This window comes from Kitasatospora sp. NPDC001095 (assembly GCF_053598615.1).
This window is the reverse complement of the sequence record NZ_JBSFKQ010000027.1, coordinates 23,116-38,393: the sequence shown is the minus strand read 5'-3', so window position 1 is coordinate 38,393 and position 15,278 is coordinate 23,116. Positions and strand designations below refer to the sequence as shown.

11 protein-coding genes are annotated in these 15,278 nt (G+C 73.6%); 4 read left to right on the top strand and 7 right to left on the bottom strand.

Annotated elements, in window-relative coordinates:
* Positions 1 to 27: 27 nt before the first annotated feature.
* The 5 genes from ACWDBB_RS22020 to ACWDBB_RS22000 form a co-directional block, all read right to left on the bottom strand.
* Entirely contained in the window at positions 28 to 1,941 is a 1,914-nt protein-coding gene (locus tag ACWDBB_RS22020) for a TOMM precursor leader peptide-binding protein (RefSeq protein ID WP_449791224.1), read from the bottom strand.
* A complete protein-coding gene (locus tag ACWDBB_RS22015) occupies positions 1,938 to 3,596 on the bottom strand; it encodes a hypothetical protein (RefSeq protein ID WP_449791223.1) in 1,659 nt (552 codons plus the stop codon). The genes ACWDBB_RS22020 and ACWDBB_RS22015 overlap by 4 nt, the downstream gene beginning before the upstream one ends.
* Positions 3,593 to 4,771 carry a lantibiotic dehydratase C-terminal domain-containing protein gene (locus tag ACWDBB_RS22010; RefSeq protein WP_449791222.1) on the bottom strand — a complete coding sequence of 393 codons (1,179 nt, stop codon included), beginning with the start codon at positions 4,769 to 4,771 and terminating at the stop codon, positions 3,593 to 3,595. The genes ACWDBB_RS22015 and ACWDBB_RS22010 overlap by 4 nt, the downstream gene beginning before the upstream one ends.
* Positions 4,764 to 7,400, bottom strand: coding sequence for a lantibiotic dehydratase (locus ACWDBB_RS22005; protein ID WP_449791221.1), 2,637 nt, complete (start codon positions 7,398 to 7,400; stop codon positions 4,764 to 4,766). The genes ACWDBB_RS22010 and ACWDBB_RS22005 overlap by 8 nt, the downstream gene beginning before the upstream one ends.
* 105 nt (positions 7,401 to 7,505) lie before the next feature.
* Positions 7,506 to 7,712 (bottom strand): thiazolylpeptide-type bacteriocin, encoded by a 207-nt coding sequence (locus ACWDBB_RS22000; protein WP_449791220.1) that lies wholly within the window; start codon positions 7,710 to 7,712, stop codon positions 7,506 to 7,508.
* 766 nt (positions 7,713 to 8,478) lie between these two features.
* Between ACWDBB_RS22000 and ACWDBB_RS21995 the strand changes: the two genes are divergently transcribed.
* On the top strand, positions 8,479 to 10,296 hold the full coding sequence (locus ACWDBB_RS21995) for a glycoside hydrolase family 15 protein (protein WP_449791280.1): 1,818 nt from the start codon (positions 8,479 to 8,481) through the stop codon (positions 10,294 to 10,296).
* 46 nt (positions 10,297 to 10,342) lie between these two features.
* On the opposite strand, the gene ACWDBB_RS21990 is transcribed toward ACWDBB_RS21995, so the two are convergent.
* Positions 10,343 to 11,149: an SDR family oxidoreductase gene (locus ACWDBB_RS21990; protein WP_449791279.1), complete on the bottom strand. Its 807-nt coding sequence runs from the start codon at positions 11,147 to 11,149 to the stop codon at positions 10,343 to 10,345.
* Between the two features lie 458 nt (positions 11,150 to 11,607).
* On the opposite strand from ACWDBB_RS21990, the gene ACWDBB_RS21985 reads away from it, so the two are divergent.
* From ACWDBB_RS21985 to ACWDBB_RS21975, 3 genes are read left to right on the top strand one after another with little or no spacing between them, the layout of a single operon-like run.
* A complete protein-coding gene (locus ACWDBB_RS21985) occupies positions 11,608 to 11,835 on the top strand; it encodes a ferredoxin (RefSeq protein WP_449791219.1) in 228 nt (75 codons plus the stop codon).
* Positions 11,832 to 13,223, top strand: coding sequence for an NAD(P)/FAD-dependent oxidoreductase (locus tag ACWDBB_RS21980; RefSeq protein WP_449791218.1), 1,392 nt, complete (start codon positions 11,832 to 11,834; stop codon positions 13,221 to 13,223). Before ACWDBB_RS21985 ends, ACWDBB_RS21980 begins: the two co-directional genes overlap by 4 nt.
* A 13-nt stretch (positions 13,224 to 13,236) precedes the next feature.
* Positions 13,237 to 14,460 carry a cytochrome P450 gene (locus ACWDBB_RS21975; RefSeq protein ID WP_449791217.1) on the top strand — a complete coding sequence of 408 codons (1,224 nt, stop codon included), beginning with the start codon at positions 13,237 to 13,239 and terminating at the stop codon, positions 14,458 to 14,460.
* 10 nt (positions 14,461 to 14,470) lie between these two features.
* On the opposite strand, the gene ACWDBB_RS21970 is transcribed toward ACWDBB_RS21975, so the two are convergent.
* Positions 14,471 to 15,148: a GAP family protein gene (locus ACWDBB_RS21970; RefSeq protein ID WP_449791216.1), complete on the bottom strand. Its 678-nt coding sequence runs from the start codon at positions 15,146 to 15,148 to the stop codon at positions 14,471 to 14,473.
* Positions 15,149 to 15,278 lie beyond the last annotated feature (130 nt).

Below are 15,278 nucleotides of genomic sequence, written 5' to 3'. Positions count from 1 at the left end.
GGGGCGGAACGGGGAGGGCCGAGGGGCTTACGGGAACGGGTGCGGGTACAGCGGCAGTTCGTCGTGGCGCAGCGGGCGCGGGGTGCGGCCGAGGCGGTACGGGACGTCCAGCAGGCGCGGCAGGCCGTGGGTGCGCCGGTTGGCCTCGCCGAAGGTCATCGGGAGCGTCCCGGGAACGATCACCTTGACGCAGTACAGTCCGAGCCGGTCGCGTACCCCCGGTTCGTCCTGGCGGACCACCACCACTTCCAGGCCCTCCCCGGCGAGTCGGTCGACCGTCCGCCCCAGAAGCCCCGTGAGGTCGCTCACCGGCTCGGGGGCGGCGGGCCAGCGCTCCTGCCAGGGCACGGGGGGCGGGCCCGCGAACAGGAAGTCCAGGCGCGGCTGAGCCTCGGGCAGGGTGTTGAGGCCGACGTGGTCGTCCAGCACGGCCACCAGCTCCGGCCGCTCCAGCATCGCCCGCAGGCGCCGCGGGTCGCGTGCGCCGCCGGGGGCGGTGGAGCGGCGGGGGGCGTCCTGGACGTTGGTGACCACCTCGGCGACGGCGGAGCGGATCGCCGTCCTCGGGTCGTGGTGGGCGCCGGCGGCGAGCAGGACGCGCGGGGCGTCGGGATGCGTGCCCCGGTAGCGGCAGACGGCGATCACGGCGGGGATGCCGAGGTCGTCGGTGGCGTCGAGCAGGGTGAGCCGGTAGCCGAGCAGGTGGGCGCGGTCGGCGAGGTCGGCCGTCTCCCGGTCCTCGGTGGGGACGGCGACGGCGGGCAGTGGGGTGCGCGCGTACCAGGCCATCAGGAAGGCGTCGCGTTCGGCGACTTCGAACAGGCCGTAGAGCGCGGCTTCCTGAGGGCTGTTGCCCAGCCCGCAGCCGTTGGAGGTCTCGTGCGCCACGCGGGGGCGGTCGCGGCCCGGCGGGTCCCAGTAGGCGAGGTGCTCGGGGACGGCGATCGGGCGGTCGTGGGTGAGGGACCATCCGTGCACCCAGTCGAGCACCAGGTCCGGGGTGTACGGGACGGTGGTGCGCGCGGGGTGGTCGCCGGGGTCGGGCAGGCCGAGCCGGACGGGGTCGAGGACGGCTCCGGGCCCGTGCTCGGCCACCAGGTCGGCGTAGGAGGACCGCAGGGTGCCGCGGCGGCCGAGCGGCCGCATCCCCGCGAGGCGCTCCACGCTCTCGAACAGGGCCACGCGCTCGCTGGAGCGGAAGTCCACCGCCCGCCCGTATCCGCCGTCGTCCTCCAGGCGGCCGTCGGTGACCAGGGCGGTGGTGAGGGCGAAGGCCGAGTCCTCGGTGCGGTAGAGGATGCGGACCGGGCCGAAGCGTTCGTCGTGGAGTTCGGCCCGCAGCCGCTCGGCGGTCGTACGGCCGTTGGCGCCGCGCAGTACCGCGGGGTCGGGGAGGGGGAGGGGCTCGGAGGGCAGGCGGGCGGCGTCGGGCGTGTCCTCGGGCAGCGGGTGGCAGACGGGGCAGCCGCCGACCGGGCGGACCCGGTGGGTGGACCAGGTGGCGCGGTCGCCGTGGACCAGGTGGACGGTGGCGTGGCTCGCGGCCTCGGGGGACCCGTCGCCGCCCGGCCCGTTGCCGCCCGGCCCGGCGGCGGCCTCGGCCAGGTCGGCCGCGAGGGCGACCACCGCCTCGGAGAAGGCCGGGGTGCCGGTGCCCGCGAGGGCCAGGACCGGGCTCTGCCAGGGCACCCTGCCGCCGGCGGTGGCGAGGCGCTGGTACTCGGTGCAGCTGAGGCAGGCGGGCGAACCACGGTGGAGGACGGGCCCGATGACGGTCAGCGCGCCGTCCTCGCGCACGGGCACCAGGCGGACGGGGTGCGCCAGCGCGTGGCGGCTGAGGCGTTCGGCCAGGCCGAGGGTCCAGCTGGTGAGGTGGACGACGGCGGTGCCGCTCGTGAGCGCCAGGGCCTGGTCGGGGTCGAGAACGGGGAGGTCGGTCATCGGTCGTGTCCCGCGGGTACGAGGACGGTGAAGCCGCAGCCCCCCAGGGCGTCGGCCAGAGGGCGGGCGGCGCTGGTGCCGGGCCTCCAGGGGGTGGTGCGCAGGCCGGTCAGGCGGTCCAGTGCGGCCCGCAAATCCGGTTCCCGGTCAGCGAGTCCGGCGAGCCAGCGGATCGTCCAGCCCTCCTCCACCCAGGCGGGGAGCTGCTGCCCGGTGGCGGCCAGCGGGGCGACGGCGCCGCTGGGAGTGGTGAGGTGGGCGGCGGACAGGCCGAGGTCACGGACCGTCAGCCGGGTGAGGGCGCCCAGGGCGGCGACGGACACCGCGTCGGCGGGCCCGGCCTCGACGGCCCGGGCTCCTTCCACGGTGGCCAGGAAGGCGTGACCGGCGAGTCGGCGGACCGTGACGCCGGCGTCACGGCCGAGGCGCCGCGCCAGCGCCGCCACCCAGTGCGCGGCCTGGGGATGCTCCCGCCACACCGCCTCGGGCAGCGCCTCACCGCCGCCGGGGACGGCGAGGGCGGCGCGCCGCAGGGCCCGGCCGAGGGCGTGCCCCGGGTCGGCGCCGACCGTCGCCGTGACTCCCGGATCGGCGGCCGCGAGGTGGAGTTCCGCGGACCGCAGGGCACCCGCCAGCCGCGCGAGGTCGGCGCGGGCGGCCCCGGCCACCAGGGCCCCGGACGGTGTGCGGCAGGCGGCCAGGGCGACGGGCGACTGCGGAAGTTCGCCGGGGGAGGGTGCGTCGAGCACGCCGAGCAGCGGGTCGCCGAGCGCGGCGGCGCGGCGCAGCGCCGTTTCGAGGTCCGCGGGCGGCTCGGCCGCGGGCCCGGGCGCCGCCGCCCAGGGATGGTGCTCGGCGCGGGGCGGGCGGGCCCGGGCGACGAGGACGGAGGGCCGACCGGCGAGCAGCCGGGGGTCGTCGTCCGGGTCACCCGGGTTCGGCAGCCCGGCGACGGCGCAGAGCAGGCGCTGGGCCGTCGCGGCGGCGAGCAGCAGCGGGAGCGTCCTCGGCGCGGAACCGCCGCCGCTCGGGCCTGGGCCGCCGCTCGGGCCGGGGCCGGAGCGCAGGCGGTCCGCGATCGCGGCGAGGTCCGCGCGGGTGCGGTCCGGATCGGCGGGCGCGGTGACGAAACCGCCGTCCGCGTCGCACTGCATGCCGACCGCCACGGGTGGATCACCCGCGACGACCAGCACCTGTCCGGCGGGCAGTGCGGCCCCGGTGACGACCGGTGCCGTCCCGCCCCGGGCCAGGGCGCGCGCCACCGCGCGGGCCGGTTCGCCGTCCGGGTCCGCCGAGGCCACGACCGGGCGCGCGGCGGCGAGCGCCCTCGCCGCGTCCCCCGGGCGTTCGGCCACCGAGCCCGGCCAGGGCGGCGGTTCCGCGCCGTCGGGGTGGTCGACCAGCAGGCCGTGCTCACGCAGGTGGGCGGTGACGGTCACCAGCGCCGCCTCCGTCCTCGGATGCCCGGCCTCCGCCGCGTCCTGCGCACCGGCGCCGAGCCGCGCCGACAGGACGTCCCACAGCGCCGGCAGCGAGCGGCTGCCCTCCAGGGTGAGGCTGGTGCCGCGCCCGCGCAGGTGCAGCCCCTCCAGCAGCGGGGTCACCGCCACGCCCGGACGCAACCGGGTGCGCCCGGTGACCGGTTCGGCCGTCACGCCGCCCCCTCGACCCGGGCGATCACCTGGCCGAGGTAGTCCCGCCACCGGTGCCCGGTGAGCTCGGGCACGCTGCGCACGACGAGGTGGGCGGCCAGATAGCGCTCCACCGGGCGGACGCCGCAGACCGCGAAGAGCCGGTACAGGGCGTTGGTACTGGTCCGGTAGACCAGGTAGTCGGCGCGGTCGAACAGCGTCCCGGTGGGATCGCTGCGCGTCACCATCCGGTGGAACTCGCTGTAACGGGTGCGCAGTTCGAAGTCCCAGCGTTCGGCGGTGGCCCGGTCGCCGAGGGCGGCCGCGCGGGCCCGGTACTCCTCGCCGCGGCCGGACAGGTCCGCACCGGCCGCCAGCAGCCGCTCCGCCCGGTTCCAGGCCGTGGCCGACCAGTGCGCCCAGTCCTGCTCCCAGCCGCGCGCACCCCCGGCCGCGATGCGGCCGACCAGTTCCGTGGCCGCGGGACCGCCGCGCTCCCAGCGCTGCTCGAAGGCGGAGCGCAGCCGGCCGTCCGGGTCCTCGTGGGCGAGGAAGTCCTCCAGATGGGAGAGGAAGGAGTAGTGCCCGCCGACCAGCCCGTCCGTGTGCGTGCTCGCGTGCGCCGCCAGTGCCGTGACCACCAGCTGCACCCGGGCCTGAGCCGTGTCGCCGTGCTCCCCGAGGAACTCACAGGCCGACGTGATCGCGGGCAGCCCGAGCCGCATCAACTCGTCGCGCAGGGCGGCTGGTTCGGCTCCGAGCAGCGCGTGCAAGGCGGCGGTCGCGGCCGGGTCGGCGGGCGTGACCCGGACGGTGTTGTCCGGCACCAGCGGGCCGTACGGCGGCGCGATCAGCTCGGCCCGCCCGGCGACGACGGCCTCGGCGAGCAGCTGCTCCTCCGTGCGGTCGGCGACGGACGGGTGCGCGGCCGACCACGCCCGCAGCTCCTCGGCGGACTCCCGCGCCACGACGGCCACCCGCTCGGCCGGTCCCTCCAGCCGCAACCGCAGGTGCGGTCCGAACCGCCAGTGCCGCTCGACGTGGGCGTTCAGCCCGCCCGCCGCCGCACGCCGCGCCAGCGGCAGGACGGCCTCACGAAGGGCGCGCGCCTTGTCGGGCTGGTAGTGGTACAGGGTCACGTCCACAGCGGTCGCGGCCGCGGGGTGGTCGGTCGGATCGTTCGTCATCGGCTCACTCATGGGGCGACTCCTCGGCTCCGCGCCGGTGGAGCGGGCGGGGGACGGGCAGGGGTGCGGGCGGGGCGGTGGCCGGGCGGCGGGCCGGACGGTAGGTCTCCGTGACGAGTTCGACCGTCCGGGTCGGTTCCGCCCGTCCGCCGATGGCGGGCAGGGCCTCCTCCAGCAGGACGCCGTCCGGGTGGCGGCCGAGCCACCGGCCCAGGTGCCGGAGGTGGAGCGGGTTGCCGAGGTCGACGGGCTGGGGCTTGGGCGCGCGGAGCTGGATGAGGATGGCCTCGGAGGCCGTGGTCTCCGGGTCCGGGGCCGGCGCGGGGTGGAGGAAGAGCTGCTCGGGCAGGCCGAGGCGGGCGCGCCAGCGGGCGACGGTCGCGACGGGGACGCCGAGCGGGCCGGGATCGGCGCCGAGTTCGGCCCGCAGGGCGCCGAGGACCTCGGACGGGAGGTGCCAGCGGCGGCGGGCGAGGACGACGTGCCGGTGGCGCAGCCGCGGCGTGTGGGTGACGGTGCCGCCGGGGGCGGGCAGGGGCGTGCGGCGCAGCAGCGGGTGGAAGCCCACGATGCCGTTCGAGTGGTCGCAGAGGAGGGGCGCGAGCCGCCGCGGAAGCATGATCGGGGAGAGGAAGCCCAGGTAGAGGACGTCGAGGTACTCGCCGGTGGAGCGCAGGCGGACCCTGAGCTGGTCGGTGTCGACGTCGTGGACCAGGTCGAGGTCGGCCTCGGCGAGGCTGGACCAGCGACGGTCGGGCCCGATCTCGTCGGCGACCAGCAGCGGGTGCAGGTTGGCGTTGAAGCCGCCCAGCGGGCGGATCTGGGCGGCCCGCGCGCCCTCGTCGAGCCCGGCGCGGATCTGCCGGGCGACCTCGGCCGCGGCCTGCGGGGCGGTGGCGTCGAGGAAGCGGCTGGTGAAGCGCCCCCAGCCGTAGTAGACGTGGTTGACGCACAACAGGCCCTCGGCCGGTTCCCGTTGGACGAACCAGGAGTAGCTGAGCGGCCGGGCGGCCGTCCAGTCGGGCAGCCGCTCGGCCAGTGCGCACACCCGGTCAGCCGGTAGCACGATCTCGCCGTCCACCTCGGGCAGGTCGATGAACTCCTTCCGCAGGGAAGCGAGTTCCTCGGGAACCCGGACATCCGCCCAGACGTCGCCGGCGTCGTCGCCGAACTCCCACGGCGTGGAGCAGACGCCGCCGACGCCGTACCGGGCCACGAAGCGGTCCCGGGCGTCCCTGCGGGTCAGGTGGCCGTGGTCGAACAGCTCGGCCACGGCCGTGAGTTCGGCGAGCGCGGCGCGGTCGGCGGCGCCCAGCCGCGGCTGCGGCGGTGCGGGCGCGTGGACGTCCTCGCTGAGGACGTTGAGCGACGCGGGCTCCTCGGGGAGGGGCCGGCCCGCGTCGGCGAGCACCTGGCGCCAGTCGGCCGCCAGGGCGCGGAGCGCGGCCGGCCGGCGCTCGGCGGGCTCGGCCGGGTACGCGGCCGTGTCGTCGGCGAGTTTGCGCACCCTGCGGGCCAACTCGGTGTCCTGCGGCCACTGGTGGAGCCAGTCGGCGAGCCGTCGCAGCGGCTCCGGGCCCTGCGGGTCCACCGGCTCGGTCGGCACCAGGAGCCCGGCGTCGAGGAGTCGGTCGACGAAGCGCCGTACCGCCGGGTCCTCGCCGGGGCGCCCGAGGGCCTCGGCGAGCCGTGCGGCGAGTCGGCCCGGCGGGTCGGGGGTCTCGGTGAGGGAGGCCATCACCGCCAGTTCCGGCCGGGCGCCGAGTTCGACCTCGTCCTCGCGGGCGACGAGGTAGCGGCCCCCGACGAACACCGCCCGGGTGCGCCGGTAGTGGGCCCGCCCGGCGTCGACGCGGGCGGCGCTGGTCATCCGGTGCGGCAGGCTCCGGGCGCGCCGGGGTTCGTCGAGCAGGGCGTCGACCAGCGCCGCGACGAGGGCCCGGTTCTCCCGGACGACCGCGCGCGGGGCGCTCTGCGTCCCGTTCCCGCGCAGCTCGTCCGAGGCCCAGCCGACCGCCGTGAACCAGGACAGCGGGCTCGTCTTGCCGGTCGCCCGCAGCGCGTGGCGCAGGACGGCGGCCTCCTCCTTGTGCGCCCTGCCGCCCCGTTCCGGGTTCGCCTCCGAGGCGTTGACCACCGCGCGCAGCAGGTCGGCGCTGCCCAGGGCGACGGCGCGCCGGAACGCGGGCTCGCGACACACCTCGGCCAGCGCGGCCCGTTCGGCCGCCAGTGCCGGCGGCACCGCCGCCGTGAGCTCGGTCAGCAGCAGGGCGTGTCGCCGCCTCAGCTCCAGCCAGTGCGCGAGCCGGGGGACCCGCACGGGCAGGTCCGCGAGCCGGTCGAGCAGCGCGGGGCGCGGCGCACGGCCGCTGTGCAGGGCCCGGCGCAGTGGGAGCACGACCCGCCGGTGGAACTCCTCGCCGTGTTCGGCCCGGCTGGCGTACAGATCGTCGCCGAGGGCGGGCCGCAGAGCGGCGTCGGCGGCCTCCACGGCGGTGAGCCGGGCCAGCAGGTCCCGTACGAGGCCGGACGGGGCGGACTGCGCGGCCCGGGTCAGCACCGTGGCGCGCACCAGCGCGTAGGCCGCGGTGACCGGTGGCGCGGGTGCCGATGCGGCCGGGGCCGGGGCGCGGTTGGGCACGGCGGAGGACCTCCGATGGGCGGGCGGACGGGGGAGGAACCCGGCGCGTCCGCACCGGAACGCGCCGGGTCCCGTGGGTGGTTCAGCGGTTCAGTCGCACGATCCTCAGAAGGCCGACGCCGACGGGTGGAGGACGCTGGTCGCCGGCGGGTGGACGATGCTGGTGTTGGAGGAGGAGTTGCAGGAGCTGGAGGCGGGGCTGCTGGAGGCGCCACCCTCCGGCAGCGCGATGCTGTCACGCAGCGCGGTGACGGTCAGCTCGCCCAGGTCGAGGTCGTCGAGCGCGAGGGCGTCCTGCAGCTGTTCGGACATGGAGGTCTCCCAGTTCTCGAAATGATGATGATGACGCGTCGTCAATTCGGCACGTTTTGGAGCGAGTTGGACTGAGCGTACGAGGGCGGACCCCGACAGGGCGGGCGTACGGGCCAAGGCCGCGACCGGCAGGCCCGAGCGGATGCCGCGGACGTGCGAGGTCCCCCCTGGGCACGCGGCTCGGATCGCTGCGACCCCCGCCTCTTCCCGCCTTCGCGCCGCCCCGTGGGCCGAGTCTAGGTCGCGGCGGGCGCCGCCGAGCCGGACGGCCGGGACATTGGCCGGTAATCCGTTCCCGGCCCCGCCCGCGGCCGCACCCCCGGCGGGACGTTGCGGCGCCCGGTTCGCCCGCATGCGTACGGTCGTCCGCTCCGACCGGATCCGGCCCGCACACCGTCGGTGTGAGGCCCGGTCGGGGAGGCCCGCCGTCGCAGTCCTGTCGAACGGGCCAGCTCGGCGAGCCGCGCCGGGCCGTCGGCTCCTCCGTCACGCGGTGCCCCCGCCGGTCCCCGGGGCGGAGCCGGAGCGCGCGCGCCCCGAGAGCCGGGCCACCGGAACGGCACCGCTCGAATCCGGCCAGCCCCTCGTGACACCGGCCTCACGCTCCACTGGAACTCCGGCCCGGGTAGTGGTCCAACTCCAGTCGGCAGCTGCCCTCGGCGATCAGCCGTCCGTGCCGGGCCACCTCCACGTTCCCCGCATTCCGTGGCGGCCCCGTCGAACAGGGCGGACAGTGGGATCAGGGGCACAGGGAAGCGAGATGATCATGGACCGTTACCCGCCCATTGCCGACCACGGCCTCGTTGGCGACCTGCAGACCGCTGCTCTGATCTCGTCTCGGGGAGTCGTCGACTGGTTCGCGGCTCCCCGGTTCGACTCGCCCAGTGTCTTCGCCGCCCTCCTCGATCACGACCGCGGTGGGTACTTCCTCTTCGCGCCGGACGACCGGAACGCCACCTGCAAGCAGCTCTACTACCCCGACACCGCAGTCCTGGTCACGCGGTTCATGTCGCCGGACGGCGTCGGCGAGGTCTTCGACTGCATGCCACCGGATCGCACCGGCACCCCGACGGACAGGCACGTGCTGATCCGCGGTGTGCGGGCGGTGCGCGGAACGGTGCACTTCGAACTGGAGTGCCGCCCGCGCTTCGACTACGGCCGGGCCACCCACGATCTCGACGTGCAGGACGGTACCGCCACCTTCCGGGCACCGGACGTCACCGCCTGTCTGCAGAGCACCTTCCCCCTGCAGCAGGACGGTACGGACATGCGGGGTTCGGTAACCCTGGAGCCGGGTGAGGTGGCCGCGGTGGTGTTCACCGTCGGAGGGTCCGATGGCGACAGCCCGCCGCCAGTCACCCCGGAAAGCGCGATGGAGCGGTTCTGGGACGTGGTGGACTTCTGGCAGCGCTGGGTGCGCCACTCCAGCTACCGCGGCCGGTGGCCGGGTATGGTGCACCGCTCGGCCATCACGCTCAAGCTGCTCACCTATGCGCCCACCGGCGCGCCTGTCGCCGCGGCCACCATGGGTCTGCCCGAGCAGATCGGGGGTGAACGCAACTGGGACTACCGCTACACCTGGGTCCGCGACGGCTCCCTGTCCGTGCGTGCCCTGCTCGATCTGGGCTTCGCCGAGGAGGCGGCGCAGTTCGCGCACTGGCTGAGCGACCGCCTGCAGGCCCGGCAGGGCATCGAGGGCGAGCCGCTGCAGATCATGTACCGCGTCGACGGCGATCCCGAGCTGTCGGAAGAGGTTCTCCCGCACTTCGAGGGCTACCGGGGTTCGTATCCGGTGCGTGCGGGGAACGCGGCCGCCGATCAGCTGCAGCTGGACATCTACGGGGAGGCACTCTACGGCTTGTCGGAGGCGAATGAGGTTGCCATGGGAGGTAGTTATCACGGCTGGAAGAACGTCGCCCGGATGCTGGACTGGCTGGCTGATTCCTGGGATCGCCCCGACGAGGGCGTCTGGGAGACCCGTGGCGGGCGCAAGGACTTCACCTTCAGCCGGGTGATGATGTGGGTTGCTTTCGACCGGGGGCTGCGCCTGGCGCGAGAGACCAGCCGGCCCGCCGACGCTCCTCGTTGGACCGCGGCTCGCGACGCGATCCTCGAACAGGTGATGGAGCGAGGCTGGAACGAGGAGGAACAGGCCCTCGTGCAGCACTACGGAAGCGACGTCCTCGACGCTTCGCTGCTGCTCATTCCGCGTGTCGGGTTCCTGGCTCCCAAAACGGTGAGCTGGCTGTCAACGCTGGACGCGATGGAGCGCACGCTGGTTTCGGACAGCCTCGTGTATCGCTACGACCCTGCGGCCTCCCCGGACGGTCTGCGAGGCTCCGAAGGCACTTTCAGCCTCTGCACGTTCCTCTACGTGGACGCTCTTGCCCGCGCCGGGCGGATCCGTCCCGCGCGCTACGCCTTCGAGAAGATGCAGACCTACGCCAACCACGTCGGCCTGTTCGGCGAGGAGGTCGGTCCCAGTGGCGAGCAGTTGGGCAACTTCCCGCAGGCTTTCACGCATCTGTCGCTGATCATGGCAGCCACTACCCTGGACGATGCCCTCGATCAGCAGCGCGACTGAGGGCCGGCCAGGGTCCCCGCCTGCCGGCCGGGGAGTCGCCCAGCGGTCAGCCTCCGGTGGCGAAGCCGGGGAAGAGGGTCATGCCGCCGTCCACATAGAGGGTGGTGCCCACCACGTAGTCCATGAGGTCCGAGGCAAGGCCGACGACCGCGCGGGCGATGTCCTCCGGATCGCCGACACGCCCGTAAGGAATCAGCTGCAACAGGTCCTTCTCCGCGTCGGGAGTCTCCCAGGCATCGCGGTTGATGGGTGTCCTGATGGCTCCCGGAGCAATCGCGTTGACCCTGACCCCGTGGGGCGCGAGCTCCTGGGCGAGTGTCGCCATCATCATCTGCACGCCGCCCTTGGAGGCCGCGTAGTTGACGTGGCCGGCCCAGGGGATGAGCTGGTGCACCGAGCTCATGCAGATGATCTTCCCGGCGGCTCGCGACACCTCCGGGACGATCCCCCGCCGGAGGAACTCCTTGGCCGCCTCCCGAGCGCACAGGAACTGGCCTGTGAGGTTGACGTCCAACACCTTCTGCCACTGGGCCGTCGTCATCTCGGTGAACGGAGCGTCGCGCTGCAGCCCGGCGTTGGCCACGAGGATGTCGATGGTCCCGAACTCCTTGACCATCCACTCGATCATCGCGACGACCTGATCCTCCTGCGACACATCCGCCTCGTACGCCGCCGCGCGCACTCCCGACCCGGAGATCTCCTCGACCACCTGCTCGGCCTCCTCACGCCCGGCGACGTAGTTCACCACCACGTCGGCTCCGGCACGGCCCAGGCCGATGGCCGTCGCCTTGCCGATGCCCGAGTTCGCTCCGGTGACGAGCGCCTTCTGGTTTCGCAACAGATGTGCGGGCATAACGCCCTGCGAGGCTCCCTGGGCTACGCTCACGCTGGTTCTCCTCCAAGACCGGCCGACCCTGGAACCTCGGGTGAGTCCTGTCGGCTCCTGTCGCCACCGAACCATCCGGAAGCCAGGCCCACACGCCGGCCGTGCGCGCACTGCGCCGCTCGGGCGAACACCGCCAGGCCTCGACATGGGCTCCACGCCAGCCCGTAGGAACTGCCGGGTGCGGGCGATATGCGCACGGGATAGGCTACTCAGTAGGTCATGATCTCTGAGCGGCACTACCCGCCCGTCGCCTCGTAGGCGACAACCGGATTCTTCCTGCGGCGACCCGACGGGCGCGGCGCGCACCCCTGCAGTCCGCGGAGGTGGGCAACGGCCGACGCCTTTTCTCCTCAGCCTTGCCGCGCCTTGCGCCGAGATGGCGCAGGCTTCCGGGCCCGCAGCTTGCAGCCCCTGTGGAGGTCGGGATGCGAGTTGTCGTTGATCTTTCCCGATGCGAAGGGTACGCCCAGTGCGCCTTCCTCGCTCCGGACGCGTTCCGGATGCACGGCGAGGAAGCCCTGATGTACGACCCGAACCCCGACGACGCCCGACGTGACCAGGTGCTGCGCGCCGCGGCGGCCTGCCCCGTCCAGGCGATCCTGGTCGACCGGTTGGAGGGACGGGACGCACGGGCGAAGGCATCGCCGTCATGACCAGCGCCGAGAACCTGCAAGCCTTCAAGCGCGAGGGCCGCATCGTGGTCGTCGGGGCGTCCCTGGCGGGACTGCGGGCAGCGGAGGCGCTGCGCGGCGAGGGTTTCACCGGATCGCTGACCATGATCGGCGACGAGACGGGCGAGCCCTACGACCGGCCTCCCCTCTCCAAGCAGGTACTGACCGGGTGGGTGCCGGCCGAGAACACCAAGCTGCCGCGCCGCCGCGAGATCGATGCGGAGTGGCTGTTGGGCGTGCCCGCCAGTGGGCTGGACCTGGCGACCAACCACGTGCGCCTCGCCGACGGCCGTGAGGTGCCCTTCGACCGGGTGCTGATCTCCACCGGGGTCCGGGCCCGGCCGTGGTTCGTCGAGAGCGAGGCGGCTCTGGACGGCGTGTTCGTCGTGCGAACGCGCGAGCACGCGGCGGCCCTCCGGCGAGCACTCGCCGCCGGACCCTCCCGGGTACTGGTCATCGGCGCGGGATTCACCGGCTCCGAGATCGCCTCCGTCTGCCGGGAAAGGGAGATCCCGGTGACCGTCGCCGAACTCGCGCCGGCGCCGCTGGTCGGGGCGCTCGGCGCCATGATCGGTGAGGTCGCCGCGGACCTGCAGCGCGCTCACGGCGTGGACCTGCGCTGCGGTGTCAAGGTCACCGGGCTGGAGGGCGACGCGCAGGGACGGCTGCGCCGGGCCCACTTCGACGACGGCAGCACGATCGACACCGACGTGGCGGTCGTGGCACTCGGGGGCATCCGCAACACCGAGTGGTTGCAGGGCTCGGGGCTGGCGGCGGGGGTCTGGGGCATTGCCTGCGACACGGGCTGCCGCGCCCTCGACCTCAACGGCCTGGTCACCGACGACGTCTTCGCCGCCGGAGACGTGGCACGCTGCCCGAACCCGGTCTACGAGTACCGGCTCATCTCGCTGGAGCACTGGGCCAACGCCGTGGAGCAGGCCGAGGTCGCGGCGCACAACATGGTCAGCGGCCAGGCGGACCGCTGGCCCCACCTGTCGATCCCGCGGTTCTGGTCGATCCAGTTCGGGGTCAACATCAAGTCCGTCGGCGTGCCGACCTTCGCCGACGAGGTGGTCGTCACCCAGGGATCGGTGCCCGACCGCCGCTTCGTCGCCGCATACGGCTACCGGGGACGTGTCACCGCGGCAGTGAGCTTCGACAACGCGAAGTGGTTGGACCACTACCAAACACTCATCGAGACGGCCGCGCCCTTCCCGCCTCCCTGCCCCGCCCCCGACCAGCCCGCCGACGAGAAACCGGCGCCCGTCGACTTCCCCGGCCCCACTCTGCTCGCCCAGGGCGCCACCGTGGTCGTCACCGGCCACGACCCGAGCGAGCGCCGCGTCACGGCCGCGTACCAGCACCGCTAGGAGGGAGAGCGAGATGACCACGACCGAGACGCCCAGCACGCTGCAACGGATCCTCGACCACTCCTCCCGAGCCGACCCGTACCCGCTGTACGCCGAACTGCGCGAAACGCCCGTGGCACGGCAGGAGGACGGCAGCTACGTCATCAGCACTTACCGCGAGATCGCCGACATCCTGCACGACCCGCACCTGAGCTCGGACACCCGCAACCTCTCGCACCCGACGCCCGGAGCCGAAGAGCAGACCACCCCGGCGTTCATCAGCCTCGACCCACCCGCGCACGACCGCCTGCGGCGCATGGCGATGCGCCATTTCGGCCCCCCGCACACCCCACGACTGGTGACCGGCATGGAGGGCGACCTGGCCGGCATCGTCGGCAGCCTGATCGACGACTTCGCGGGCAAAGAGCAGATCGACCTCGTCGACGACTTCGCCTACCCGTTCCCCGTGACCGTCATCTGTCGTCTGCTCGGCGTGCCATACGAGGACGAGCCGCGGTTCCACCTCTGGGTGGACGACGTCATCAACGCGATCGACTACAACCCCAAGACCGACCCGAAGGAAAAACTGGAAAAGGGCATACAGGCCCGCAAAGACCTGCGCCAGTACATCGGCGGGCTGGTGGACCAGCGCCACGGGCGACCCGGCGAAGACCTGCTCGCCCGGCTGGCGAACGATGACGGCCCCGACGGGCGGATGACCGACGAGGAGATCGTCGCCACCGCCAACCTGCTGCTCATCGCCGGCCACGAGACCACCGTCAACCTCATCACCAACGGCATGCTGACGCTGCTGCGCCACCCGCAGGTGCTGCAGCGACTGCGCGACGAACCCGACCTCGTCATACCGCTGGTCGAGGAGTTGCTGCGGTACGAGCCGCCCGTGCACATCATCCCCTGGCGGGCGGCGTACAGCGACATCTCGGTCGCCGACACCGTCATCCCCAAGGGCTCGCAGATCATGCTGATGCTGGCCTCGGGCAGCCGCGATCCGAACCGCTTCCACGAGCCCGACCGCTTCGACCCTGACCGGCGTGACAACCAGCACCTGGGATTCGGCAGCGGTATCCACCTGTGCTTCGGCGGCCCACTGGCCCGGCGGGAGACCCAGATCGCGCTGACCGAGCTGGCACGCCGGCTCGACCGCCCCAGGCTCGTCGCCGACCCGCCACCGTACCGGCGCAGTCCCGTTCTCCGCGGGCCGATCCATCTGCACATCGAGCAGGGCGACGGTCACTAGCGCGGCAGCCTCAGGTGGCGAGGATGCTGATGCCGTCGCCCAGGAGCTTGAGGCCGAGCACGAAGAACAGGACGGCCAGGACAGCGATGTTGTGCTGCGCGGCCCAGTCTCGCCAGCTCCCCAGGATGCTCTTGGCGCGCTCGCCCATGACCAGGTAGACGACGAGTGGCGCAAGCACGCCCAGAGAAGCGATGGCCACGAAGATCACGAGCGTTCCGACTTGCTGCGGCACGGGGAGCCCCGAAGAACTGATCGAGGCGCCGGCAGCGATGGTCAGGGGCGCGTTCTTGAGATTGCCCGCCGAGAACAGCAGCGCCAGGCCGAAGATCTTGATCGGAGTGAAGCCGTCGATCGCCGCCATCCACTTCGGGAGCTGCGCCTGGGAGGCGTCTTTGGGGCGGCGCCGCCACTGACGAGCGCCGAAGACGACGAGGAGTGCGCCCAGAGCGAGCTTGAGTGCTCCGACCCAGGTGGCCGGATTCTTGTGGGCCGAGGCTCCTCCTGTGCCGCCGACGGCCAGCATGAGCCCCCCGAGCGCCGCGAGCCCCACAACCCAGCCCAGGGCGAACAGCAGCCCGTTGAGGCGACCCCGTGGGGTGGCCAGGATGAGGATGATCGCCACGATCGGCAGCGGGCTGACCGCGATACCCGCGGCCAGGCCCAGCACATCACCGACAGCGTGTCCCACTACGGCCTCCGGGGAAGAGAGACGGATGGTCCGGAGCGGACTGCCCGGGTCGGCTCGAAGCCGACATGACTGGGCCCGGTACGGGCACAGCCCACTTCGTCATCGTGAGGGGTGCCGGGCCCGGCATCCA